Here is a 1,557-nt window from a genome sequence, read left to right on the forward strand (position 1 = left end):
CCCGTCCGTCAACAGGGTTTTTGGGGCGGCCAGGGCCAATTCCTGGGACGCCTGTAATTGTTCGATCTGCGAATTGGATTGGAAAGCCCCGATAATGGGTGCCCCCAACATACCAACCGTTAACATGCCAATGCCGCTCACCGCGTTCAAGGTAAGGGCCCCACCTCTTGGAGTCTGCTCGGCGACCACTCCCAAGGTAGTAGGCCAGAAGAAGGTTTTGCCCAGACCGTACAAAGTAGCGGCAACAAAAATATACCAGCCCGTGGATATGGAGAGAAAATACAATCCAAAAATGGCCAGCACGGAGCTAATGACCAACAGGGCCAAGGGGGATACTTGGTGCAGGACCGAACCGGCAAAGAGCCGGAGCACCAACATTATGGCTGAAGTATAAATCAATACCCATCCGGCATCGAAACCCTTATCGCTGGCTATCCCGTGCATGATGGACTGTATCCAGGAATCCGTACCCAGTTCTGTAGTGGCCAGGGGCATGATGATAAAACACAGGAACAACAATATTGGCCGTCCCAAGGTCCTAACATACCATCCGAAAGCCACGACCATGAGTACGCCTATGGCGATGAACCCATATCGCATTGCATAATCTTCTGGTCCCGGTCCAAAGAAATCGTTCAGCTGCAGTACCACCAAAAAGGCTACCAGGGAAGCTCCGCCAATACCAAACTCCTGTAGCATCTCCCTATAGCTCACCCCGGCCGCAACGCGCTCATTGGGAGGGAACTCCTGTCTTATGAGTATCATAAAATACATGATGGCAGGCACCACGGTGATGACGATCTTGATCCACCATTCCACATTGCCCATACCTATAAAGATGATCCCCGCAAGGACCAGTCCCCCCGGCCAGGCGGCATGCAATATGTTCAACCATTTGGTCTTTTCCCTGTTGAACATGGTGGCCACCACAGGATTTATGAAGGCTTCTACCGTACCGTTGCCCAATGCAAATACCAAGCTGCCCCAATACAAAAGGCCATATGCCGTGTCAATGTCCCCGGACTGCAGATATTGATAGGCAAGATAGCCCATTACCCCCCAGGTCATGTGACCTATAAAGGCAAAGATCATGGCCAGTTTATAACCGATCCTATCTATCAGCAGACTGAAGAAAATGATGGCCACGAAAAAAGGCCAGATCCCTATCCCCATGAGCCTTCCCGCCTCTGCCGGGTTCAGGTCGAACGCCTCGCTCCAGGTATCCACCAGGAATACGCGGGTAATAAAACCGAATGCGGTGGTCAACAGGGCTATAAAACATCCCAGGAAAAGTGTTCTTTTCCGTGAGCTGTCCTCTTTTGATATACTTTCCATAATCTATTGGTTTATTGGTTATTGGTATTCCAGGTTCGTTTGTAACGGTATCCTGGCCTATATTTCCAGGGATTTGAATTCCTGCGTCAATGCGGTCAGCGAGGATTCCACGGCCATCCGCTCCAATGAGGATGCTCCTACAAATCCATGTGCATCCGTATTGGCAAGGATCACCTTTACGTCCTCCGGGGTATTGATGGGCCCTCCATGAGCCAGGAAAAT

The 1,557-nt window shown here is 50.8% G+C and carries 2 protein-coding genes; both read right to left on the reverse strand.

Annotation, left to right across the window (positions count from 1 at the left end):
- The coding region (locus BUA60_RS22680; RefSeq protein ID WP_072865851.1) for an MFS transporter at nucleotides 1-1,335 on the reverse strand (1,335 nt) is incomplete at its 3' end.
- Nucleotides 1,336-1,392: 57 nt separating this feature from the next.
- A complete protein-coding gene (locus BUA60_RS22685) occupies nucleotides 1,393-1,557 on the reverse strand; it encodes a phosphoenolpyruvate hydrolase family protein (protein WP_084532737.1) in 165 nt (54 codons plus the stop codon).

The sequence above is a fragment of the Arenibacter palladensis genome (assembly GCF_900129275.1).
Classification (GTDB): Bacteria; Bacteroidota; Bacteroidia; order Flavobacteriales; family Flavobacteriaceae; genus Arenibacter; species Arenibacter palladensis.